The organism is Caballeronia sp. INDeC2 (genome assembly GCF_023631325.1).
Lineage (GTDB): Bacteria > Pseudomonadota > Gammaproteobacteria > Burkholderiales > Burkholderiaceae > Caballeronia.
This window is the reverse complement of the sequence record NZ_JALQDG010000003.1, coordinates 45042-66980: the sequence shown is the minus strand read 5'-3', so window position 1 is coordinate 66980 and position 21939 is coordinate 45042. Positions and strand designations below refer to the sequence as shown.

Annotated in this window: 20 protein-coding genes; 11 read left to right on the top strand and 9 right to left on the bottom strand. The window is 64.2% G+C overall.

Annotation, left to right across the window (positions count from 1 at the left end; translation table 11 throughout):
• The first annotated feature begins 12 nt into the window (after positions 1 to 12).
• The 6 genes from glyS to NCS28_RS01910 all read left to right on the top strand — a co-directional run bounded on the left by glyS (position 13) and on the right by NCS28_RS01910 (position 6027).
• A complete protein-coding gene (glyS, locus tag NCS28_RS01935) occupies positions 13 to 2112 on the top strand; it encodes a glycine--tRNA ligase subunit beta (protein ID WP_250512203.1) in 2100 nt (699 codons plus the stop codon).
• Between the two features lie 9 nt (positions 2113 to 2121).
• Positions 2122 to 2691 (top strand): D-glycero-beta-D-manno-heptose 1,7-bisphosphate 7-phosphatase, encoded by a 570-nt coding sequence (gene gmhB / locus NCS28_RS01930; RefSeq protein ID WP_250512202.1) that lies wholly within the window; start codon positions 2122 to 2124, stop codon positions 2689 to 2691.
• Between the two features lie 12 nt (positions 2692 to 2703).
• Positions 2704 to 3477, top strand: a complete 774-nt coding sequence (locus tag NCS28_RS01925) for a lysophospholipid acyltransferase family protein (RefSeq protein ID WP_250512201.1) — start codon at positions 2704 to 2706, stop codon at positions 3475 to 3477.
• Positions 3478 to 3559: 82 nt separating this feature from the next.
• Complete coding sequence (locus tag NCS28_RS01920) at positions 3560 to 4480, top strand: M48 family metallopeptidase (RefSeq protein ID WP_250513030.1); 921 nt, start codon at positions 3560 to 3562, stop codon at positions 4478 to 4480.
• 82 nt (positions 4481 to 4562) lie between these two features.
• A complete protein-coding gene (gene gloA, locus NCS28_RS01915) occupies positions 4563 to 4949 on the top strand; it encodes a lactoylglutathione lyase (protein WP_238209787.1) in 387 nt (128 codons plus the stop codon).
• Between the two features lie 148 nt (positions 4950 to 5097).
• Positions 5098 to 6027 (top strand): DMT family transporter, encoded by a 930-nt coding sequence (locus NCS28_RS01910; RefSeq protein WP_250512200.1) that lies wholly within the window; start codon positions 5098 to 5100, stop codon positions 6025 to 6027.
• Between the two features lies 1 nt (position 6028).
• Here NCS28_RS01910 and NCS28_RS01905 read toward each other — a convergent pair whose 3' ends face one another.
• Entirely contained in the window at positions 6029 to 7042 is a 1014-nt protein-coding gene (locus NCS28_RS01905; protein WP_250512199.1) for a DedA family protein/thiosulfate sulfurtransferase GlpE, read from the bottom strand.
• Between the two features lie 161 nt (positions 7043 to 7203).
• Here NCS28_RS01905 and NCS28_RS01900 point away from each other — a divergent pair, with 161 nt between their 5' ends.
• On the top strand, positions 7204 to 8064 hold the full coding sequence (locus tag NCS28_RS01900) for an MBL fold metallo-hydrolase (protein WP_250512198.1): 861 nt from the start codon (positions 7204 to 7206) through the stop codon (positions 8062 to 8064).
• Here NCS28_RS01900 and NCS28_RS01895 read toward each other — a convergent pair.
• Complete coding sequence (locus NCS28_RS01895; RefSeq protein ID WP_250512197.1) at positions 8061 to 8696, bottom strand: FadR/GntR family transcriptional regulator; 636 nt, start codon at positions 8694 to 8696, stop codon at positions 8061 to 8063. The two genes, NCS28_RS01900 and NCS28_RS01895, sit on opposite strands and share 4 nt — an antisense overlap.
• Positions 8697 to 8877: 181 nt before the next feature.
• On the opposite strand from NCS28_RS01895, the gene dgoD reads away from it, so the two are divergent.
• Positions 8878 to 10026: a galactonate dehydratase gene (gene dgoD / locus NCS28_RS01890; protein ID WP_250512196.1), complete on the top strand. Its 1149-nt coding sequence runs from the start codon at positions 8878 to 8880 to the stop codon at positions 10024 to 10026.
• A 10-nt stretch (positions 10027 to 10036) separates the two neighbouring features.
• Here the strand turns inward: dgoD and pabB are convergent, their stop codons facing one another.
• The 4 genes from pabB to grpE form a co-directional block, all read right to left on the bottom strand.
• Positions 10037 to 11824 (bottom strand): aminodeoxychorismate synthase component I, encoded by a 1788-nt coding sequence (pabB, locus tag NCS28_RS01885; protein ID WP_250512195.1) that lies wholly within the window; start codon positions 11822 to 11824, stop codon positions 10037 to 10039.
• Between the two features lie 37 nt (positions 11825 to 11861).
• Positions 11862 to 12998: a molecular chaperone DnaJ gene (gene dnaJ / locus NCS28_RS01880; protein WP_035497750.1), complete on the bottom strand. Its 1137-nt coding sequence runs from the start codon at positions 12996 to 12998 to the stop codon at positions 11862 to 11864.
• Positions 12999 to 13233: 235 nt separating this feature from the next.
• Positions 13234 to 15183 (bottom strand): molecular chaperone DnaK, encoded by a 1950-nt coding sequence (gene dnaK / locus NCS28_RS01875; RefSeq protein ID WP_250512194.1) that lies wholly within the window; start codon positions 15181 to 15183, stop codon positions 13234 to 13236.
• Between the two features lie 262 nt (positions 15184 to 15445).
• The gene (grpE, locus tag NCS28_RS01870) at positions 15446 to 16039 is read right to left on the bottom strand and encodes a nucleotide exchange factor GrpE (RefSeq protein WP_250512193.1); all 594 of its coding nucleotides are present in this window, start codon (positions 16037 to 16039) and stop codon (positions 15446 to 15448) included.
• Positions 16040 to 16399: 360 nt separating this feature from the next.
• Between grpE and NCS28_RS01865 the strand changes: the two genes are divergently transcribed.
• Positions 16400 to 16561 carry a hypothetical protein gene (locus NCS28_RS01865; protein ID WP_181291003.1) on the top strand — a complete coding sequence of 54 codons (162 nt, stop codon included), beginning with the start codon at positions 16400 to 16402 and terminating at the stop codon, positions 16559 to 16561.
• Here NCS28_RS01865 and NCS28_RS01860 read toward each other — a convergent pair.
• From NCS28_RS01860 to hrcA, 3 genes are all read right to left on the bottom strand, one after another.
• Positions 16533 to 16940: an RNA-binding S4 domain-containing protein gene (locus tag NCS28_RS01860; RefSeq protein ID WP_250512192.1), complete on the bottom strand. Its 408-nt coding sequence runs from the start codon at positions 16938 to 16940 to the stop codon at positions 16533 to 16535. The two genes, NCS28_RS01865 and NCS28_RS01860, sit on opposite strands and share 29 nt — an antisense overlap.
• Before the next feature lie 25 nt (positions 16941 to 16965).
• Positions 16966 to 18033: a ferrochelatase gene (gene hemH / locus NCS28_RS01855; protein ID WP_250512191.1), complete on the bottom strand. Its 1068-nt coding sequence runs from the start codon at positions 18031 to 18033 to the stop codon at positions 16966 to 16968.
• A 120-nt stretch (positions 18034 to 18153) separates the two neighbouring features.
• On the bottom strand, positions 18154 to 19170 hold the full coding sequence (gene hrcA, locus NCS28_RS01850; protein ID WP_250512190.1) for a heat-inducible transcriptional repressor HrcA: 1017 nt from the start codon (positions 19168 to 19170) through the stop codon (positions 18154 to 18156).
• Positions 19171 to 19355: 185 nt separating this feature from the next.
• On the opposite strand from hrcA, the gene NCS28_RS01845 reads away from it, so the two are divergent.
• Together NCS28_RS01845 and recN are read left to right on the top strand one after the other, a co-directional pair.
• Positions 19356 to 20252: an NAD kinase gene (locus NCS28_RS01845; protein WP_250512189.1), complete on the top strand. Its 897-nt coding sequence runs from the start codon at positions 19356 to 19358 to the stop codon at positions 20250 to 20252.
• A gap of 34 nt (positions 20253 to 20286) precedes the next feature.
• Entirely contained in the window at positions 20287 to 21939 is a 1653-nt protein-coding gene (recN, locus tag NCS28_RS01840; protein ID WP_250512188.1) for a DNA repair protein RecN, read from the top strand.

Genomic DNA, 21939 nt, shown 5'->3' with positions numbered 1-21939 from the left:
CTCGACAGAACAATGACGCAATCCAAACACGCTTCTCTGCTCGTCGAACTGCTCACCGAGGAACTGCCGCCGAAAGCGCTCGCGCGTCTCGGCACCGCTTTCGCCGAAGGCATCGTCGAGCGTCTCGCCGCACGCGATCTGATCGACGGCGCGCCCTCGTTCGAAAAGTACGCGACGCCGCGCCGCCTCGCCGTGCTCATCAAGAACGTGCGCGATGTCGCGCCTGAAAAGCAGGTGCGCGAGAAAGTTCTGCCGGTGACGGTCGCGCTCGACAAGGAAGGCAATCCCACGCCGCCGCTCGCGAAGAAGCTCGCGGCGCTCGGCTTCCCCGACTTCCCGCTCGCCGAACTCGAACGCGCGCAGGACGGAAAGGCGGAAGCGTTCTTCTTGCGCTACGCCGCGCCCGGCGCGACGCTCGCCGAAGGCCTGCAAGCCGCGCTCGATGAAACCCTCGGCAAGCTGCCGATACCGAAGGTCATGACCTACCAGCGTCCGGACGGCTCCAGCGTGCAGTTCGTGCGTCCGGTGCAGCGCCTCATCGCCATGCACGGGCGCGACGTCGTGCCGGTCAGCGCGCTCGGCGTCGATTCGGGCGATACGACCATCGGCCATCGATTCATGTCGGAAGGCTTCGTCGCGATTCCGCACGCAGACGATTACGCCGACACGCTGCGCAGCAAGGGGCATGTGGTCGCCAACTTCGAGGATCGCCGCGAATCGATCCGCACGCAGCTTCAGGCGTTCGCAGGAGTTGACCGCGTCGTGATGCCCGAGGCGCTGCTCGACGAAGTGAACGCGCTCGTCGAATGGCCGGTCGTCTACGAATGCCGTTTCGACGAGGAGTTCCTGCAGGTGCCGCAGGAATGTCTCATCCTCACGATGCAGACCAATCAGAAGTACTTCGCGCTCACCGACCAGCACGGCAAGCTGCGCTCGCGCTTTTTGATCGTGTCGAACATCGATACGAAGACGCCCGGCGAAATCGTCGAAGGCAACGAGCGCGTCGTGCGCCCGCGCCTGGCCGACGCGAAGTTCTTCTTCACGCAGGACAAGAAGAAGCGTCTCGAAGATCGCGTGCCGCTGCTCGCGAACGTCGTCTATCACAACAAGCTCGGCTCGACCTTGCAACGCGTCGAGCGTCTCGAGGCGCTCGCAGGCGAAATTGCGCCGATGGTCGGCGTCGATGCCGCGCTCACCCGCCGCGCCGCGCGTCTCGCGAAGGCCGATTTGCTCACTGACATGGTCGGCGAATTTCCCGAGCTGCAAGGCACGATGGGCACGTACTACGCGCGTCACGACGGCGAGCCGGAAGAAGTCGCGCTCGCGTGCTCGGAGCACTATCAGCCGCGCTTCTCGGGCGATGACACGCCGTCGACGGGCGTGGGCGCCACGGTCGCGCTCGCGGACAAGCTGGAAACGATCGTCGGCATCTGGGGCATCGGTCTCGCGCCGACCGGCGAGAAAGATCCGTTCGCGCTGCGCCGTCACGCGCTCGGCGTGCTGCGCATCCTGCTGGAAAAGAAGCTGCCGATCGACCTGCGCGTTCTCGTCGGCGTGGCGCAACGCCAGTTCGCGGGCATGCCGCAAGTCGCCGATTCGACCGACGCCATCTACGCATTCTTCCTCGATCGTCTGCGCGGTCTGTTGCGCGAACGCGGCTTCGAGGCGAACGATATCGAAGCCGTGCTGAGCCTGAACCCGACGCGTCTCGACGACATCGTCGCGCGCCTCGATGCCGTGCGCGAGTTCGCCGCGCTGCCGGAAGCGGCGGCACTCGCGGCTGCCAACAAGCGCATCTCGAACATCCTGAAGAAGTCGGAGCAAGGCGCGCCTTCGTCGGTGAACAAGGAACTGCTCGTCGAAGCGGCGGAGAAGAATCTCTACGCGCAGATCGAACAGGTGACGCCGCGCGTGCAAAGCCAGCTCGCCGCGCGCAACTATACGGAAGCGCTGAGCGCGCTCGCCGCGTTGCGCGAGAGCGTCGACACGTTCTTCAACGACGTGATGGTGAACGCGGAAGATCCTGCCCTGCGCAACAATCGCCTCGCCTTGCTCAACGCATTGCATCAGCAGATGAACTGCGTCGCCGATATTTCCAAGCTCGCTGCCTGACGCGCCGCCATGGTCATGAACCGAAAACTGGTCATCCTCGATCGCGACGGCGTGATCAACGTCGATTCCGATGCGTTCATCAAGTCACCGGACGAATGGGTCGCCATTCCCGGGAGCCTCGAAGCCATCGCGCGCCTGAATCAGTCGGGTTATCGCGTGGCGATCGCGTCGAATCAGTCGGGCATCGGGCGCGGTCTCTTCGACATGGCCGCGCTGAACGCGATGCATCAGAAGATGAACCGCGCGGTCGCGGCCGTCGGCGGGCGCATCGACGCCGTGTTCTTCTGCCCGCACACGGCGGAAGATCAATGCGATTGCAGAAAGCCGAGACCCGGCATGTTGCAGCAGATCATCGACCGCTTCGAGATCGATCCTGAAGACACGCCCGTCGTCGGCGATTCCCTGCGCGATCTGCAAGCGGGCGCGGCGCTCGGCTTCCCCGTGCATCTCGTGCTCACCGGCAAGGGCGAGAAAACGCTCAAGGAAGGCCTGTTGCCCGAAGGCACCGTCGTTCACAAGGACTTGCGCGCGTTCGCGCTCGAGTTCCTCGCGCGGCATCAGGATCGCTCCGCCCAGTAACACCGACACCCCATGCGCTTCATCCGTTCTTTGCTGTTGATGCTTTACTTCATCGTGTACACGACGCCGTACGCGATCGCCTGCTTCATTGCGTTTCCGTTCATGCGCGCCGACAAGCGCTACTGGATGGCGGCCGGCTGGTGCAAATCGACCATCGTCGTGCTGCGGCATCTGATCGGCATCCGCTACACGATCGAAGGCATGGAAAACCTGCCGAATGGGCCCGCCGTGCTGCTGTCGAAGCATCAGTCCGCATGGGAGACACTCGCTTTTCCCGCGCTGATGCCGCGGCCGCTCTGCTATGTGTTCAAGCGAGAGCTGCTCTTCGTGCCGTTCTTCGGCTGGGCGCTCGGGCTGCTCAAGATGGTGCACATCGATCGCAAGCAGGGCCGCGATGCGTTCGCATCCGTTACGCGCCAGGGCCGCGCGCGCATGGACGAAGGCGCGTGGGTCATCATGTTTCCCGAAGGCACGCGCACGCGAGTCGGCAGCCAGGGCAAGTACAAGACCGGCGGCGCGCGCTTCGCCGTCGTGACCGGCGCGCCGGTCGTGCCCATCGCGCACAACGCCGGGCACGTCTGGCCACGCAATTCCTTCATCAAATATCCGGGTATAGTCACGGTGTCGATCGGCAAGCCGATCGACACCGCCGGCCTGACACCCGAGGAAGTGAACACGCGCGTCGAAAGCTGGATCGAGGCGGAAATGCGCCGCATCGATCCGCACGCTTACACCGCGCCGAACGCGCAGCCGGGTGAAGCCGGCGCCGCGGGCGCGGGCCGCTGAAGCGGCGGCGTTCGGATCGAGCCGCGGCGTGCCTTATTCATTCTTCTCGTCATTCCTGCGCCGCGAGCGCAAAGCCGAGCCGATGCAGAAAGCCCCATCGCGACAGCGCCCCGCCGTCGCGCTCGATACCCTGCAGCTCGATCTGCCGTTCGAGCATGCGCCGACATACTCCGGCGCGCCGCCCGCGAGCGGACCCGCTCCGCTGCTTGGCGACGTCCCCGCCGCCGATCCCCTCCCCGTTCTCACGCCCGCAACGCAGGCGACACCATTGCCCGATGGCGTGCGTCTGCGCCGCATCGCGCTCAAGGCGGGCGCGCTGGAGTATCGGTTGCGGCGTTCGTCGCGGCGCACGATCGGCTTTTGCATCGACGGGACCGGTCTCGCGATCACCGCGCCGCGCTGGGTGACGATCGCCGATATCGAAAGCGCGATCCTCGACAAGCAGAACTGGATCGTCAAGAAGCTCACCGAATGGCAGACGCGCGTCGAGCAGCGCGCGCTGCCGCGCATCGACTGGAAGGACGGCGCGCAGTTTCCGTATCTCGGCAAGACGATCAGCGTGTCGCTCGGTTCGACGGCGAGCGCGCTCTCTTTCGACGACGCCACGAGCGTGCTCTCGCTCGCAATGCCCGCGCTCGCCGACGCGCAGCAGATAAAGGATCGCGTGCAAGGCTGGCTGCAATCGGAAGCGAAGCGCATTTTCGGCGAGCGGCTCACGGTGTATGCGGCGAAGCTCGGCGTCGAGTATCGCGCGTATGCGCTGTCATCGGCGGCGACGCGCTGGGGCAGTTGTTCCAGCGACGGCAAGATCCGCCTGAACTGGCGGCTCATTCATTTCCCGATGTCGATCATCGATTACGTCGTCGCGCACGAGCTCGCGCATCTGCGTGAGATGAACCACAGCCCGCGCTTCTGGCAGACGGTCGAATCGATCTTCCCCGAGTTCCGCGAGGCGCGGCATACGCTCAAACATCATCCGCCAGATCTGCTTCCGGCGCTCTGACGCATCGTCAGCGTGCGGCGGGCGCCGACGGTACAATTTCCTTCCTGTCTCCCCGCAATCCACACACAACAGGAATCCCACCATGCGACTCCTCCATACGATGCTACGCGTCGGCGACCTGCAGCGTTCCATCGATTTCTATACGCGCATTCTCGGCATGAAAGTGCTGCGTCAAAGCGAGAACACCGAGTACAAGTACACGCTCGCGTTCGTCGGCTACGGCCCGGAAAGCGAGAACAGCGTGCTTGAACTGACCTACAACTGGGGCACCGACAAGTACGATCTCGGCACGGCCTACGGCCATATCGCGCTCGAAGTCGACGACGCCGCCGGCGCGTGCGAGCGCATTCGCCAGGCGGGCGGCAAGGTCACGCGCGAAGCCGGTCCCGTGAAAGGCGGCACGACGGTGATCGCGTTCGTCGAAGATCCGGACGGCTACAAGGTCGAGCTGATCGAAAAGCATTCCTGACTCACGCATCACCTCGCGCCGCGCATTCTCCGCGGCGCGCAATCTCCACGAGCTCATCGCGACCTTTCGCTCATCGAAGCCGGTTCGCTGGCACAATCGACGCTCCAAATCAGTGCATGGCCTCCCGGCCACGTTCAAGAGCCCGCCGATGAGCACGCCTTCCCTCGCCCTGCGCCGCGCCCCCGATGCCACCGCCATCATCGTGATGATCGCGCTGTGCGGCGCGTGGGGATTCCAGCAAGTCGCGATCAAGGAGGCGAACGCGTCGATTCCGCCGATGCTGCAAGCCGGCATTCGTTCGCTGATCGCAACGTTGCTCGTGTGGATCTGGACGCGCACGCGCGGCGTGCCGCTCTTCCAGCGCGACGATACCTTGCCCGCCGGACTGCTCGCGGGCCTGCTGTTCGGCGGCGAGTTCGTCTGCATTTTCTTCGGGCTGAGTCTCACCACCGCTACGCGCATGGCCGTGTTTCTCTACACCGCGCCCTGCTTCACCGCGCTCGGCCTGCACTGGTTCGTCGCGGGCGAGCGGCTTTCGCGCGTGCAGTGGTGCGGCATCGCGCTCGCGTTCTGCGGCATGGCGCTCGCATTCGCCGACGGCTTTCTGCACGGCAATCCGAACAGCGCATCGACGTTGCAGGGCATCGCGGGCGATACGCTCGGCGTCATGGCCGGCCTCTTCTGGGCCGCGACGACCGTGGTCGTGCGCGCGTCGTCGCTGGCGCGCGCGAGTGCGAGCAAGACGCTCTTCTATCAGCTGGCGGTGTCGGCGGTGCTGTTGCTCGTGCTCGCGGCGGGTATCGGACAGACGCACGTCGAAGCGGTCTCGCCGCTCGCGATCGCGAGCCTCGCGTATCAGGCGATCGTCGTCGCGTTCATCAGCTATCTGACGTGGTTCTGGCTGCTCACGCGCTATATGGCGTCGCGGCTTTCGGTGTTCTCGTTTCTCACGCCGATCTTCGGCGTCACCTTCGGCGTGCTCCTGCTCGGCGAGCATTTCACCGCGCGTTTCATGGTGGCCGCGGCGATGGTGCTCGCGGGCATCGCGCTCGTGAACCGTCCGGCGCGCCGGACGTAGATCATTCCGGCGCGGTCGCGCGGATCGTGACCATGTCGTGATCGATATCGTCGTGATCCGCGGGGGCGTGAAGGTGCGCTGCCGGCATCGGCTCGACCGGATAGCCGTGCTTCTCCCAGGCATCCAGCCCGCCCTTCAGCGGCCGCACATGCGTGAAGCCCTTCGCGCGCAACTGCCGCGCGATGGTCTTCGCGGTCGCCTCGTTCGGGCACACGCAATACACGACCACCTCGTGCTCCGAATACAACTGATCGACGCGATCCGGCGAATCGAGATCCAGCGCGATCGCGCCCGCGATGCGATACGGCTCGCGGCGGCGAATCTCCGCCGGGCGCGCGTCGTAGATTACGGGCGGCGTGTCGGAGCGCATCATCGCGTCGAGCTGGTCCGGCGTGATGTGATACTTCGCGAGCCACTGGCGAAACTGCTCGCGCCGGATCCATCGATACAGCACGAAGCCGAGCGCGACCATCACGAGAATGTCGATCACCGTCGTGCCGTTGGCCCGCACCAGCACGACAAGCCGCCCGATCTGCTCCTGCAGCGCCGCGCCGCCGAGCATCCAGAAGCTCGCCCACGCCGTCGCGCCGATCAGATCCCACAACAGGAACACGCGCACTTCGATCTGCGTCGTGCCGAGCAGCGGCGCAGACACGAGCCCGAGCCCCGGCACGAACTTCGACAGTGCGAGCAGCGGCACGCCGAAGCGCTCGAACCAGCGGCGCGCGGTGCGCAGCGTCGTATCGATCGACAGCGAGAAGCGCACGAGCGAATTGAGAAAGCGCCGGCCGTAGAGGCGGCCCGCGGCGAACCACAGAGAATCGGCGATGAGCACCGCGAGCACCGCGGCCACGAGCATCTGCCAGAACGGCGCGTTGCCGGCGGCGACGAGCGTGCCGGCGAGAATCAGCATCGGCGCGGCGGGGACGGGCACGCCGAGTTGCGTCGCGAGGACGCTGACGAAGACGGCCCACGCGCCCCACGACGACGCGAGCGAAGTCGGGACGTGCGGCATTCGAACCTCTTGATCGAGCTTGCGTGTGGTGATCGCCGGCGCGTTGGGGTCCGGCGCAAAGGGTTACACTGTATCGCGATCCTGACAAACACGCCCAATCGATCCGGGCGACGAGAGCACGACGCGAGGCAACGCGCCGCGAGGCAGCCGGGGGAACCAGCGTGCAACCCATCATTCAGCCTTTCTTCGATATCAACACCGGCACGATGACGTATGTCGTCTACAAGGAGGCCGGCTCCGCGGCGGCGATCGTCGATCCCGTGCTCGACTACGATCCGAAAGCCGCGCGCACGTCGACGCAATCAGCCGATGCGGTGATCGCGTTCGTGCGCGAAGAGCGGCTTGCCGTCGAATGGATTCTGGAGACGCATGCCCATGCCGACCATCTTTCGGCCGCGCCGTATCTGAAGCGCACGCTCGGCGGGAAGATCGGCATCGGAGAATCGATACGCGCCGTGCAGGGCGTGTTCAAGAAAATCTTCGATCTCGAACCGGAGTTTCGGCTCGACGGCTCGCAATTCGATCATCTCTTCGCGGACGGCGAGCGCTTCATGATCGGCGACATCAAGGCGACCGCGCTGTTCGTGCCGGGCCACACGCCCGCCGACATGGCGTACCGGATCGGCGATGCGGTGTTTGTCGGCGACACGCTCTTCATGCCGGACGTCGGCACCGCGCGCTGCGATTTTCCCGGCGGCAGCGCGCGCAGGCTCTTTCGATCGATTCAGCGTCTGCTCACGCTCGATCCGGAGACTCGGCTCTTCGTCTGCCACGACTATCCGCCCGACACGCGCGGCCCGCGATGGCAAAGCACGGTGCGCGAGCAGCGCGAGCAGAACATTCACGTCGGCGGCGGCAAGACCGAGGACGAATTCGTCGAGATGCGCGAGGCACGCGACGCGACTCTCGGCATGCCGACGCTCATTCTGCCCGCGATTCAGGTGAACATCCGCGCCGGCCACTTTCCCGACGCGGCCGGCAACGGCACGACGTATCTGAAGATTCCGCTGAACGCGTTCTAGCCTTCGATTCGGCGGCGCGTCATGCCGAGCAGATCGGCCATCGCGCGGCGCGCACCGCTCGAATCACGCGCGATGATCGCCTCGAACACTGCCGTATGTTCCGCGAGCGACGCGTTGAAGACATCGGCGCGTTTGGCGTTCAGGCGCAATTGGCCTTCCAGCGTGCGCTCGATCAGCGCACCGAGCGGTATCAGCAATTCGTTGCTGCACGCGGCGAGCACGCACAGATGGAAATTGAGATCCGCGCGCACCCATTCTTCGACATTCTGCGCGCCGACCATTGCCTGATGCGAGCGTGTGAGACGCTCGCGCGTGCCGTCCTGGTGGTTTTCGGCGGCGAGCGCGGCGGCGTACGGCTCGATCATCTCGCGCATTTCCTGGAGCTTGAGCGCGAATTGCAGCGGCGGCGCGACGCGCGAATACCAGTCGAGCATGTCGCTGTCGAGCAGATTCCAGGCGTCTTTCGCGCGCACGCGCGTGCCGACTTTCGGCCGCGACTCGATCAGCCCTTTCGACGTGAGCGTGCGCAACGCCTCGCGCAGCACCGTGCGGCTCACGTCGAAGCGCTCCATCAATTCCGCCTCGCGCGGCAGCGGCGATCCGGGCGCGACGTCGCCGCGCAGAATCGCCATGCCCAGTTCATGCGCCACACGGCCATGTAGATCCCGGTGAATGATGGTCTCCTATAGAAGTCGGCACGATTATGGGGTATTCGACTGATGTTTCGTAGATATAGAACAAATTTGAATAATACTATTAATATGCCTAAACGCGGCTTTTTGCTAACATGTAAAACCCTTCAGGAGACGCTCAATGAAAATCACGAAGCTCGAAACTTTTATCGTTCCTCCGCGCTGGTGCTTCCTCAAGATCGAGACGGACGAAGGCATCACGGGCTGGGGTGAGCCGGTCGTCGAAGGCCGCGCGCATACGGTCGCCGCCGCCGTCGATGAACTCGCCGATTATCTCGTCGGCAAAGACCCGCGCCATATCGAAGACCTGTGGCAGGTGATGTATCGCGCGGGTTTTTATCGCGGCGGTCCCATCGGCATGAGCGCGATCGCGGGCGTCGATCAGGCGCTGTGGGACATTCTCGGCAAGCATCACGGCGTGCCGGTGCACGCGCTGCTCGGCGGCCAGGTGCGCGACAAGATCAAGGTCTATTCGTGGATCGGCGGCGACCGTCCGAGCGATGTCGCGAATAACGCGCGCGCGGTGGTCGAACGCGGCTTCAAGGCCGTGAAGATGAACGGCTCGGAAGAGTTGCAGATCATCGATACCTTCGACAAGGTGCAGGGCGTGATCGACAACGTGCGCGCGGTGCGCGAGGCGGTCGGTCCGAACGTGGGCATCGGCGTGGACTTCCACGGACGCGTCCACAAGCCGATGGCGAAGGTGCTCGCGAAGGAACTCGATCCGTTCAAGCTGATGTTCATCGAAGAGCCGGTGCTGTCGGAGAACGTCGAGGCGTTGCGCGATATCGTCAACCAGACGAGCACGCCGATCGCGCTCGGCGAGCGGCTCTACTCGCGCTGGGACTTCAAGCACATTCTGGCGAGCGGTTACGTCGACATCATTCAGCCGGATGCTTCGCATGCGGGCGGCCTGACCGAATGCCGCAAGATCGCGACGATGGCCGAAGCCTACGACGTCGCGCTCGCGCTGCATTGCCCGCTCGGACCGATCGCGCTCGCGACCTGCCTGCAGATCGACGCCGTGAGCTACAACGCGTTCATTCAGGAACAGAGTCTCGGCATCCACTACAACAGGGGCAACGACCTGCTCGATTACATCAAGAATCCGGAAGTGTTCAAGTACGAAGATGGCATGGTGTCGATCCCGCAGGGACCGGGGCTAGGCATCGAGGTGAACGAGGAGAAGGTGCGCGAGATGGCGAAGGTGGGGCATCGCTGGCGCAATCCCGTGTGGCGTCATGCGGACGGCAGCGTCGCCGAGTGGTGATGCCTTAGCTTCAGCGCCGAAGCCTCGCCTTCACGCCGCCGCGCAATGCGTTGCTGATGAGCAGGTCTTCGGCGTTCCGCAACTCGTCCATCGTCAGCGTGCGTTCGGCGGCGCCGAGTTCTTCGATCAGCACCGCGCGCATCACGCCCGGCAACACGCCGGCGTCGATGGGCGGCGTGAACCACTTGCCGTCGAGCTGCATAAAGACGCTCGAACGGCCGCCTTCGGTCAGCTCGCCGCGTTCGTTGACGAAGAGCATGTCGAACGCGCCTTCGGCTTCGGCGGCTTTCCATGCGCGATCGTAGTCGGCGCGGCGTGTGGTCTTGTGACGTAGCAGCGGATCGCTTGATGACTGCGCTGCGAAGCCGCGATCGGACGCGAGCAACACATCGACGGTATCTGATGACAACGGCGCGAGCAACGCGCTCGTGATCGCGATGCGTCCGTTCTTGTCCAGCGCGATGCGCATGCGATACGGTTTGCCCGCGTCGAATTCCGCGCGCTGCTTCTCGACCTGAGCCGAGAGCGCCCGTTCGTCGAAGGCAAAGCCGAGATACGCGGCGCTGGCCTCCAACCGCGCGACGTGGCGCGCGTAGTGGCGAACGCCTTCCTCGCGCGTCGCATAGGCCGTTTCGAACAGCTCGAAACCGGGGTCCGCGCCGGTCAGAAAGCGTGCTTTCAACAGACACTCCTCGTATTCGTCGGCGGCGTCGCTATCGAGCACGATGCCCGCGCCGATGCCGAGCACGCCGCGCTTCGCGGTTGCATCGACGACGATCGTCCGAATCGCCACCGACATGCAAAAGTCGCCGCTCGCGTCCAGCCAGCCGATCGCGCCGGTATAGAGGCCGCGCGGCGAGCTCTCGATTTCGTCGATCAGTTGCATCGTCCGATACTTCGGCGCGCCAGTGATCGAGCCGCACGGAAAGAGCGCGCGCACGATGCCGGCGAACGACGTGCCGGGCATCACGCGCGCTTCGATCGTCGACGTCATTTGCCACACCGACGCGTAAGGCTCGACCGAAAACAGCGCGGGCACATGCACCGAACCCGTGACCGCCACGCGCGACATGTCGTTGCGCAGCAGATCGACGATCATCACGTTCTCGGCGCGATTCTTCGGATCGTGGCGCAGCGCTTCGGGATCGGCGTCGCGCGGCGCGGTGCCCTTCATCGGCCGGGCGCGCAGCAGATCGCCATGCTTTTCGACGAACAATTCCGGCGAGCACGACACCACCGACCTGCCATCCGGCAGTGCGATCAACGCGCCGTAATGCACGGCCTGCCGCTCGCGCAAACGCCGGTACAGCGCGAGCGGCGTGCCGAACACATCGAAGTTCAGGCGGAACGTGTAGTTGATCTGATACGACTCGCCGTCGCGCAACGCGTCTTGCACAGCGGCGATCGATGCATCGAACTCGTCGCGCGTGACGCTCGATTCGATGCCCGCGATGCCTGCCGTCAGGTCATCGCTTTGAGAGCCGAGCCACGCGTCGACTTCATCGCGCGAAAGATGCGCGCACTCGCGGAACATGAGCACGCGCAGCGCGTGATCGCCCCCGCGTCCGACGCCGCCGAACTGGAGATTGCGCCCGAACTCGAAATCCGCGACGACGACCGCGTGCAGACCGCTTTGCAGATCGCGTTCGATGTCGCCGCAAACCGCGTCGAGCGCGTGCGCATCCACGCACGCGCGTTCGTGCGCGAAGCCCGTGTACAAACGACTCGACCGCCTCTCGGCGGTCGCATCGCAATCGTCGAGCAGCGCGAACACCGCGCTGCGCTCTTCGGTTTTCATCGTCATGCTCGCACGACGTACATCCCACTCGACCGCATCAGTCGAAGAAGCTCTTCACGCGGTCGAACCAACTCTTGCTTTGCGGACTATGCCGCGCGCCGCCCTGCTCCAGCGACTTTTCGAACTGCTTGAGCAGATCGCGCTGCTGCTCCGTGAGCTTGACCGGCGTTTCCACCTGCACATGCACGTAAAGGTCGCCCGCGATGCTCGAACGCAAGCCCTTGATGCCCTTGCCGCGCAGACGGAACGTCTTGCCCGACTGCGTGCCTTCCGGCACCGTGAAGCTCGCGCGGCCAGCCAGCGTGGGCACTTCGATCTCGCCGCCCAATGCCGCCGTCGTGAACTGGATCGGCATCTGGCAGTGCAAGTCGTCGCCGTCGCGCTCGAACACAGTGTGCTGCTTGATGTGGATTTCCACGTACAAGTCGCCGTTCGGCCCGCCGTTGATGCCAGGCTCGCCGTTGCCCGCCGAGCGGATGCGCATGCCGTCGTCGATGCCCGCCGGAATTTTCACTTCCAGCGTCTTCGTTTCCTTCACCTTGCCCGCGCCGTGGCAGTTCGCGCACGGATCGGGAATGTAGCTGCCGCTGCCGTGACACTTCGGGCACGTCTGCTGGATGCTGAAAAAGCCCTGCGACATGCGCACCTGGCCCTGGCCGTGACAGGTCGGGCAGGTTTCCGGCTTGGTGCCCGGCTTCGCGCCCGAGCCGTGACACACGTTGCAGTTCACCCAGCTCGGCACGCGGATCTGCGTGTCGTAGCCATGCGCCGCCTGCTCCAGCGTGATCTCCATGCTGTAGCGCAAGTCCGCGCCGCGATACACCTGCGGACCGCCGCGGCCACCGCGCGCTGCGCCGCCCGCCGCCTGTCCGAAGATGTCGCCGAAGATATCGCCGAAGGCATCGGCGAAACCGCCGAAACCCTGCGCGCCCGCGCCCGCCATGTTCGGATCGACGCCCGCGTGACCGTACTGATCGTACGCGGCCCGCTTCTGCTGGTCGGAGAGCATTTCATAGGCTTCCTTCGCCTCCTTGAAATTCTCTTCCGCCTTCTTGTTGTCCGGATTGCGGTCAGGGTGATACTTCATCGCGAGCTTGCGATACGCCTTCTTGATCTCGTCGTCGCTCGCGTTCTTCGCGACGCCCAGAACGTCGTAGTAATCCCGTTTCGCCATGTCGGTTCGATGCCGCCGCGCGTGGACGCGACGGTTCCTGTCAGATGCTGCGAGTCCGTTGCTTCGACTCGCGCGTAAAACTCCGCGCGCCTCGCCCAAATCGAGGCGCCTCTGAAAAACAACGTGCCCGGAGAGCCGTGAGGCTCGCCAGGCGCGTTACACGTAAGACGCGTGACGCGTCCCGGTCATGCCACCGAAAAGCGCGTGAGCGTTGCCGCCCCCGCGCCCTTTCGGCTTAGTCCTTCTTCACTTCCTTGAAGTCGGCATCGACGACATCGTCGTGCTGCTGGCTCGCACCCGCATCCGCCGAAGCGCCCGCTGCACCCGCAGCCGCGCTCGCCGCGCCTTGCTGCGCCTGCATGTCGGCGTACATCTTTTCGCCGAGCTTCTGCGAAGCCTGCGCCAGCGCCTCGACCTTCGCTTCGATCGTGGCCTTGTCGCTCGAGCTGCTCTTCAGCGCGTCTTCGAGGTCCTTCAGCGCCGCTTCGATCTTTTCCTTCTCCGAAGCATCGACCTTGTCGCCGTATTCGGCAACCGCCTTCTTCGTGCTGTGGACCAGCGCGTCGCCCTGGTTGCGGGCATCGGCCAACTCACGCAGCTTGTGATCTTCCTCGGCGTTGGCTTCGGCATCCTTCACCATCTTGTCGATTTCCGCGTCCGTCAGACCCGAGTTCGCCTTAATGGTGATCTTGTTTTCCTTGCCCGTCGCCTTGTCCTTCGCGCCCACGTGCAGAATGCCGTTCGCGTCGATGTCGAAGGTCACTTCGATCTGCGGCGTGCCGCGCGGTGCGGGCGGAATGCCTTCGAGGTTGAACTCGCCGAGCAGCTTGTTGCCCACGGCCATTTCGCGCTCGCCCTGGAACACCTTGATCGTCACGGCGCCCTGGTTGTCGTCGGCCGTCGAATACACTTGCGAGTGCTTCGTCGGGATCGTCGTGTTCTTGTTGATCATCTTCGTCATCACGCCGCCGAGCGTCTCGATGCCGAGCGACAAAGGCGTCACGTCGAGCAGCAGAACGTCCTTGCGGTCGCCCGACAGAACCTGACCTTGAATCGCGGCACCCACGGCCACGGCTTCGTCCGGGTTCACGTCACGGCGCGGCTCCTTGCCGAAGAACTCCTTCACCTTTTCCTGCACCTTCGGCATGCGCGTCATGCCGCCGACGAGGATCACGTCGTCGATGTCGCTGACCTTCACGCCCGCATCCTTGATCGCGATGCGGCAAGGTTCGATCGTGCGCTCAATCAGTTCTTCGACGAGCGCTTCGAGCTTCGCGCGCGTGAACTTGAGGTTCAAGTGCTTCGGACCCGACGCGTCCGCCGTGATGTACGGCAGGTTGATGTCGGTCTGCGCCGTCGACGACAGTTCGATCTTCGCCTTCTCAGCGGCTTCCTTCAGGCGTTGCAGCGCGAGCACGTCCTTCGACAGATCGACGCCCTGTTCCTTCTTGAACTCGCCGATGATGTAATCGATGATGCGCTGGTCGAAGTCTTCACCGCCGAGGAACGTGTCGCCGTTCGTCGACAGCACTTCGAACTGCATTTCACCGTCCACGTCCGCGATTTCGATGATCGAGATATCGAACGTGCCGCCGCCCAGGTCGAACACGGCGATCTTGCGGTCGCCCTTTTCCGCCTTGTCGAGACCGAACGCGAGCGCGGCTGCGGTCGGCTCGTTGATGATGCGCTTCACTTCCAGACCGGCGATGCGGCCCGCATCCTTCGTGGCCTGACGCTGGCTGTCGTTGAAGTACGCCGGCACCGTGATCACGGCTTCCGTGACCGGCTCGCCGAGGTAGTCCTCAGCGGTCTTCTTCATCTTGCGCAGCACTTCGGCGGAAACTTGCGACGGCGCGAGGTTCTTGCCGTGCGCCTCGACCCATGCGTCGCCGTTGTCGTGCTTGACGATCTTGTATGGCATCAAGTTGATGTCCTTCTGCACTTCCTTCTCGTCGAAGCGGCGACCGATCAGGCGCTTGACCGCGTACAGCGTGTTCTTCGGATTCGTGACCGACTGGCGCTTGGCGGGCGCGCCGACGAGAATCTCGTTGTCATCCATGTACGCGATGATCGACGGCGTGGTGCGCGCGCCTTCCGAGTTCTCGATGACCTTGACCTGGTTGCCTTCCATCAGCGCCACGCACGAGTTCGTGGTGCCGAGGTCGATGCCGATGATTTTGCCCATTTTTTATACTCTCCTAGCTTTGATCGCAGTGGCGTTGCGGCCGGCGATGTGTCGTGCCTGACGCCGGCTTTTGCCGATTTACCGGGCCGAACGCCCAAAATTCATACCTGTACGCAAGATAAGAGCGTCGGTTTCGATTTCAAGACCCTGAACGCGATGCGGTCTATAACTTTTTTCTTGCGATGCAGATCTCTTCGCGCGCCGTCGCGGACCGCGAAAGCGGCCGGGACGACCGCACGCCGGCCGTGGTCGCTTGAGCGCGTTACTTCGGCGCGGCGACGGTCACGAGCGCCGGACGCAACACGCGATCGGCAATCACATAGCCCTTCTGAAGCACCGTGACGACGGTATTCGGATCCTGCTCGGCCGGGACCATGGAAATGGCCTGATGGCGATGCGGATCGAACTTTTCGCCGACCGGATTCAACGCGACGACGCGGCCCTTCTCCAGCGCGCCGGTCAATTGCCGCAGCGTCAACTCGACGCCCTCGCGAACCTTCGCGAGATCCGACGACTGGTCGGCAAGCGCGGCTTCGAGGCTGTCGAGCACGGGCAACAGGTTTTCCGCGAAATTTTCGATGGCGAATTTATGCGCCTTCGCGACATCGTCCTGGCTGCGGCGGCGCACGTTTTCCGTCTCGGCCTTGGCGCGCAGGAAATCTTCCTTGAGCGCCGCGATGGTGGCCTGCGCTTCGGCCAGCGCGGCCTCGGCTTCGTTCGGCGCCGTTTGCGGCGCTGCGGCCGCGTCTGCTGCCGGCGCGGCCTGCGCCGTGCTGGTCGTGTCTGCGGCCTGGCGCGCGTTATCGTCGGCGGGCGTCGGGTTCTGGCTCGCTGAATTCTCTTGCGTGTTTTCCATGTCGCTCAAAATATATTGCTGTTGAGTTGAATCGGCTGCGAAACCGACGGATGCACATTCGGTCGCGTTTTCGCACTAGCGGCGAAAATTGGGACGTCGACAGTGTTTTCAAGCCTCGGAGGCGAATTTTTCCGACTAAATTCAGCGCCGCGATGGCGCGGAAATGGCCGGCAAACCCCACTTCGCCGCACCGCGCAATTTTGAGATTGAGGGAAAGCCCTGACTGACCTACACTTCAATCAAGCACCGCAGGACGCACGTTTACCCTAATCCTACGAAATGCTTCAATCCGCTTTCAGCCCTTGCCCGTTTCCTGAACCGGCCGCTTTCTGACCGGGCAACCCGATTTCCGGGGGTACCATGAAACTGACCTTTGCTATCGCGGTGGTCGCCCTGGTACTCGTCGCAGGAACGACCACCATCTGCATGTCCGGCGTCGTGACAGACCGTAACACCGAGTACGGCGGCGTTCACGCGACCATCGAAAGCTACTTCAATCCGAACGAGAAAATTTGTCGATGATGCGCCGGTCCCGCTTCGTCGGCCTGCCTTGCATGCCGGCGGCGGGTTCGCGAAACGTCTTGCGGCGCTCGGCTTCGGCCAGGCGCTTCGTCCGGCCTTCGTCGGTTTCGGCATAGAGCGTCTGCGCGACCGTCGCGGGGCCGCGCACGTCGCACAGGCCACGCACTTCGACCTGCCAGACGAGCCGCTCGATATCGATCTCGACGATATCGCCGACACGCACGTCCTTCGACGGCTTCACGCTCGCCCCGGAGATCTTCACGCGGCCCTTCTCCACCGCATCGCTCGCAAGCGATCGCGTCTTGAAGAAACGCGCCGCCCAAAGCCATTTATCGATGCGCAGACGCGCCCCAGGTTCCGTCGAAATCTTGTAGTTCATCGGTGAGTGCTTGAAAAGGCCGCGCTCAGGCCGCCGCGGTCAGCGGCTGCACGGACTGCACGGGCCAGCCCTGCAAATGCTGCGCGGCGATTTCGCCGAGCGCCTTGATCCACACGGACGCCGAGTTCAGACAGGGAATCCGGTGGAAATGCCTGCCGCCGGCCTTCAGAAACTCCTCGCGCACCTCGATGCCGATTTCCTCGATCGTTTCGAGGCAATCCGCCGTGAAGCCGGGACAGAACACGTCCACGCGCGCGACGCCGCCCGCGCCGAGTTCCGTGATTGTCGGCGCGGTGTACGGCTGAAGCCACTCCGCGCGGCCGAAGCGCGACTGGAACGTGACGCGGCATTCCACCGGCGTGAGCCCGAGCGCGGACGCGAGCAGCGCGCCGGTTAACTGGCACTGGTCGTGATAGGGGTCGCCGAGATCCATCGTGCGCTTCGGCACGCCGTGAAAGCTCAGGACGAGCTTGTCGCCCGCGGCGAAATCCGGCTGGCCGTGATGACGCCAGTAGTCGCGCACCTGCTCCGCAAGCGCGCCGATATACGCCGGATGGTCCGCGTAATGGCGGATCGTGCGGATTTCCGGCTGATTGCGCACGCGCTTGAGCGCGGTGAAGGCATCGTCGAAGGCGGTGGCTGTCGTGGACGACGAGTACTGCGGATACATCGGCAAGAGAAGGATGCGGTCGGCGCCTTCGAGCTTCAGTTGATTGAGCATTGCGCCGATGCCGGGCGAGCCGTAGCGCATCGCATAGTCGACGATCACGTGATAGTCGTTCGCCGCGAAGAGCCGCCGCAGGCCCTCGACCTGCTTTTCCGTATGCACGCGCAGCGGCGAGCCCTCGGGCATCCACACTTGCGCATACTTCTTCGCCGATGCGCGTCCGCGAAACGGCAGGATCAGCCCGCGCAGGATGATCTGCCACAGAAACGACGGTATTTCGACGACGCGCGGATCGGACAGGAATTGCGCCAGATACTTGCGCACCGCCCGCGGCGTCGGCGCGTCAGGCGTGCCGAGATTGATCAGCAGCACAGCGACGCGATGCGAAGCGCTGGGCTGCGAGGGCAACTCGAGGTCGAAACGCATAAGGCTAGCGGGCCGGAAGGGTCGTCGAAAAGGTGAAGACCATTATAGCGGCGGCCTCGCGAGCGCATCATTGGCCGAATGGCCGAGTGGCGCAGCCTTGCGTGCCGCGCCAAGATGGCGTCACTGATGACTGAGCGACATCGAGAGCAGGCGCGCGGTGATGTCCACGATCGGAATCACGCGGTTGTAGGCCATGCGCGTCGGGCCGATCACGCCGAGCGTACCGACGATCTTCCCGTTGACCTCGTACGGCGCCGTCACGACGCTCATTTCCTCGATCGGCACGAGATTCGACTCGCCGCCGATGAATATCTGCACGCCTTGCGCGTGACTCGAAACATCCAGCAATTGCAGGAGGCTCGTCTTTTGGTCGAACAAATCGAAAAGCTTGCGCAGCCGCGCCATGTCGGACGAAAGGTCCGCCACTTCGAGCAGGTTGCGCTCGCCGGAAATGAGCACGGTGTCCGTGGGGTCCGTCTCGGCGGTGCTCGCGACCACGGCCGCTTGCATGAGCGCGGTCATGTCGCCGCGCAACTGGTCGATTTCCTCGCGCAGCCGCCGGCGCACCTCGTCGAAGGACAGGCCCGCGAAATGCGCGTTGATGTAATTCGAGGCTTCGACGAGCTGCGAGGGCGAGTAGTCGCGCTGCGTCGCCATCATGCGGTTCTGGACGTCGCCTTCGGGCGTCACGATGATAAGCAGGATGCGTTTGTCCGACAGCCGCATGAACTCGATCTGCTTGAACATGTGGCTGCGGCGCGGCGTGAGCACGACGCCCGCGAACGAGGACAGATTGGACAGCACGCTCGCCGCCGCCGCGACGATCTTCTGCGGCTCCTCGCCTTGCAGGCGAGTCTTGACCGCGGTGGTCATGGCTTCGTCTTCCGGCGCTTCTACAGTCAGCATCGTGTCGACGAAGAGCCGGTAGCCGCGCGGCGTGGGGATGCGTCCCGCCGACGTATGCGGACTCGCGACGAGGCCGAGCTCCTCGAGATCCGACATCACGTTGCGGATCGTCGCGGGGCTGAGTTCGAGGCCGGAATGGCGTGATAACGTGCGCGAACCGACCGGCTGACCTTCGGCGATGTAGCGCTCGATCAGCGTTTTGAGGAGGGTTTGTGCACGTGGGTCTAGCATGGGGAAATTTTAGCTCAACGAGTCGGGGGGCGGCGAGCCGCGCCGCGTGCGCTACGTTCAACGTCCGCTCCATTCTAGCGAGAAACGACGGGCGTGCCGCGCAACGTCGCGCGGTCCTGTCGAAGCACGTCCGTCCGGCATCGCCCACGGTTCTTTTCGCTCTCTGACTATGGTGTAATGCCGGCATGGAAATTGGCCAATTCAAGACCGTCGCCCTCGTGGGGCGCACCAACACGCCGGGCATCGAGGCGCCGTTGAGATCGCTCGCCGGTCTCCTGGCGCAGCAAGGCTTCGAGGTCGTGTTCGAGGCGGGCACCGCGAGGGACGTCGGCGTGACGGAGTTTCCGGCGCTGTCCATTGCGGAGATGGGCGCGCGCGCGGACGTCGCGATCGTGCTCGGCGGCGACGGCACCATGCTCGGCATCGGCCGGCAACTCGCGCCGTACAAGACGCCGCTCATCGGCGTGAATCACGGGCGGCTCGGCTTCATCACGGACATTCCGCTCAAGGCGATGCAGGAGATCGTTCCGCAGATGCTCGCCGGCCAGTTCGAGCGCGAGGAGCGCAGTCTGCTCGAAGCGCGCATCATGCGCGACGACAAGCCGATCTATCACGCGCTCGCGTTCAACGACGTGGTGGTGAATCGCAGCGGCTTTTCCGGCATGGCGGAGCTGCGCGTGTCGGTTGACGGCCACTTCATGTATAACCAGCGCTCGGACGGTCTGATCGTCGCGACGCCTACCGGCTCGACCGCTTACGCGCTGTCGTCGGCGGGGCCGATCCTTCATCCGCAGTTGCAAGGCTTCGTGCTCGTGCCGATCGCGCCGCATTCGCTGTCGAACCGTCCGATCGTGCTGCCCGACGATTCGAAGGTCACCATCCAGATCATCGGCGGGCGCGACGTCAACGTGAACTTCGACATGCAGTCGTTCACCGCCGTCGAACTGAACGACGCGATCGAAGTGCGGCGCTCGAAGCACATGGTGCCGGTGCTGCATCCGGTGGGCTACAGCACTTACGCGACGTTGCGCAAGAAGCTGCACTGGAACGAGCATCCGTCGCAGGACGCCTCTTCGCTCTGAACCAACTTCTCGTATTCCATTCCCCGAAGCGTCCATGCTCCGTCATCTTTCCATTCGAGATTTCGTCATCGTCGCCACGCTGGATATCGATTTCGATCCAGGTTTCACGGTCTTTTCGGGAGAAACCGGCGCGGGCAAGTCGATCCTGATCGATGCCCTCGCGCTCACGCTCGGCGCACGCGGCGATGCGAGCGTCGTGCGCACGGGCCAGGCGCGCGCGGATATCACCGCGGAGTTCGGCACTCATCCTCAAGTCGCGCGCTGGCTGGACGAGCACGCGTTGTCGCAAGACAGCGACTCGGTCATGCTGCGCCGCGTGATCGATTCGGGCGGCCGCTCCCGCGCGTTCATCAATGGCACCCCCGCGACGCTCGCGCAGTTGCGCGAAGTGGGTGAAATGCTCGTCGACATCCACGGGCAGCATGCGCATCAGTTGCTGATGCGTCCCGACGCGCAACGCGAACTCTTCGACACGCACGCGCAATTGCTCGACACCGCCGCCGCCGTGAATCGCGCGTGGCGCGTCATGCGCGAAGCGCAGCAGGCCGTCGAGACCGCGCAAAGCCGCGACCGCGAGCTGCAACTGGAACGCGAGCGCCTCGCGTGGCAACTGAGCGAATTCGACAAACTCGCGCCGCAACCGGGCGAATGGGAAGAAGTGAGCGCGGAGCATCATCGGCTGTCGCATTCGGCAAGTCTCATCGACGGTGTGCAGGGCGCGCTCGGCGCGCTCTCCGAATCCGACGAAGCGATGATCTCGCAGCTCGGCACGATCATCTCGAAGGTGCGCGGCCTCGCCGATATCGATCCCGCATTGAACGACGTGCTCGCGTCGCTCGAACCGGCGGAGATCCAGTTGCAGGAGGCGTCGTATTCGCTGTCGCACTACGCGCAGCGGCTCGAACTCGATCCGGACCGGCTCGCGCAAGTCGAAAGGCGCATGGATCAGCTTCACTCGACGGCGCGCAAGTTCCGCCTTCAGCCCGAAACGCTGCCCGACGAACACGACGCGCGCCGCCGCCAGCTCGCCGAACTCGACGCCGCCGCCGATCTCGACGCGCTCAACGCTGCGGCGGACAAAGCAAAAGACGACTATCTCGCGCAGGCCAAAGTGCTGTCGAAGGCGCGCGCCAAGGCCGCGAAGCATCTATCCAAAGCGGTAACTGCCGGCATGCAGGAATTGTCGATGGCCGGCGGCAGCTTCGAAGTCGCGCTCGTGCCGCTCGCCGAAGGCGGTGCGAACGGTCTGGAGCAGATCGAGTTCCGCGTGGCCGGTCACGCGGGCGTCGCGCTGAGGCCGCTCGCGAAAGTCGCGTCAGGCGGCGAACTGGCGCGTATCAGTCTCGCGCTCGCCGTGATCGCGAGCACCGCGAGCCCGACGCCCACGCTCATCTTCGACGAAGTGGACACGGGCATCGGCGGCGGTGTCGCGGAAGTCGTCGGGCGTCTGCTGCATCAACTCGGGCGCGACCGTCAGGTGCTGTGCGTTACGCATCTGCCGCAAGTGGCCGCGCGCGGCGATCACCATTTCCAGGTCGCGAAGTCTCCCGACGATGCCGGCGGCACCGTCAGCACGGTGACGCCGCTCGACAAGGGCAAGCGCATCGAGGAAGTGGCGCGCATGCTCGGTGGCCTGGAAATCACGGCGACCACGCGCAAACACGCGAAGGAGATGCTGGCCGCCTGA